This window comes from Psychrobacter sp. AOP7-A1-24 (assembly GCF_052376235.1).
GTDB lineage: Bacteria > Pseudomonadota > Gammaproteobacteria > Pseudomonadales > Moraxellaceae > Psychrobacter.
In genome coordinates this window covers 1-1263 of the sequence record NZ_JBQSVM010000095.1, presented here as the reverse complement: position 1 = coordinate 1263, position 1263 = coordinate 1, and the positions used below count along the sequence as shown (strand labels likewise).

The 1263-nt window shown below is 35.9% G+C and carries 1 protein-coding gene; it reads right to left on the bottom strand.

The features are described from left to right. Positions 1-298: 298 nt before the first annotated feature. Positions 299-910 carry a fasciclin domain-containing protein gene (locus tag ACT3QQ_RS13840; RefSeq protein WP_444521342.1) on the bottom strand — a complete coding sequence of 204 codons (612 nt, stop codon included), beginning with the start codon at positions 908-910 and terminating at the stop codon, positions 299-301. Positions 911-1263: the final 353 nt, after the last annotated feature.

The window sequence follows — 1263 nt, the reverse complement described above, 5'->3', positions numbered from 1 at the left end:
TATCTTAAAATCATTCTATCGTTTCTCAATGTTGACCTCAGTTTGAAGTAGTACTCAATAACTACTTTATTCTCTGACTGTCCTTTGTACAAAGCCCACTCTGACACTTTATGACTTAATAATGACTAGATAACTGCATCAATCTAGGTAGCAAATAACACATCAATATGACCCTTTGCATCGACCTCCCTATTTGAAGCTACCTATTCTTGAATGGTAGACACAAAAAAGCCCAGCACGATGGCTGGGCCTTCTTTCATTAACTTATAAACTAAAAATCTATAATTTAACAAACAGATTATTCAGGCATCAATACTGCATCGATAGTATGAACCACACCGTTGGTTGCCATGATATCTGTACCAGTGATGTTTGCTGTGTTACCAGTAGCATCAGTAATAACATTATCTTCGCTGATAGAGATAGTTGCACCATTTGCTGTTTCGATATCAGTACCATATGGGATATCAGCAGCTTTTACTTCCATTGCCAATACATGGTATGGAAGCACTGTATTTAGTAAGTCAGTATTTGCCAATAACTCTTCTTGAGTCACACCTAGTTTTTCTAATACTGGGGCAAATGCATCATCAGTTGGTGCAAATACAGTGTGCTTAGTATCTTCCATTAACATAGTGTCAAGGCCTGCAGCTTGTAGTGCAGCGGTTAAAATCGTTAGGTTTTCATTTTCTGCTGCAATTTCAGCGATTGTTTGAGTCGCTTCCATGTCCATTTCGGCCATTGGTTCTGCTTCTACAGCGGTATCTGTCTCAGCCATTGGCTCAACGACCGTTTCTTCTGTAGTTACTTCAGGTTCGGTTGGCTCTGCAACTGTTTCAGTATCATTACAAGCGGCTAATGACATGGCTGCGGTTACGACTGCAATAGATAATAAATTCTTCTTTAACATGAGATAATTCCTTTTTGAGTAAATAATTGATTGAGAGGTTTAATTAAATTAATAATTTTCTATAAATATAATGCCGACTGAGGATTGATAAACTTATCAATTATTCAGTCATAGTATCTAGACCTTCATATTGATAGTTATCAGTCTAACGGTTTAATTTTCAATTGGTATTTACTTAGGTAGCGACACTGTATCAATCACGTATATAGCATTGTTTGCTTGTATATCAGTTATTGCATTACATTAGAACAAAGTGTGCTGATTAACTATTTTTAAGACCTTGTTTGCAATAACTAAACTTTTAGAAATTAAAAGTTAGATCAACAAAACTTTAAATCTTGAAGCAGCCACTG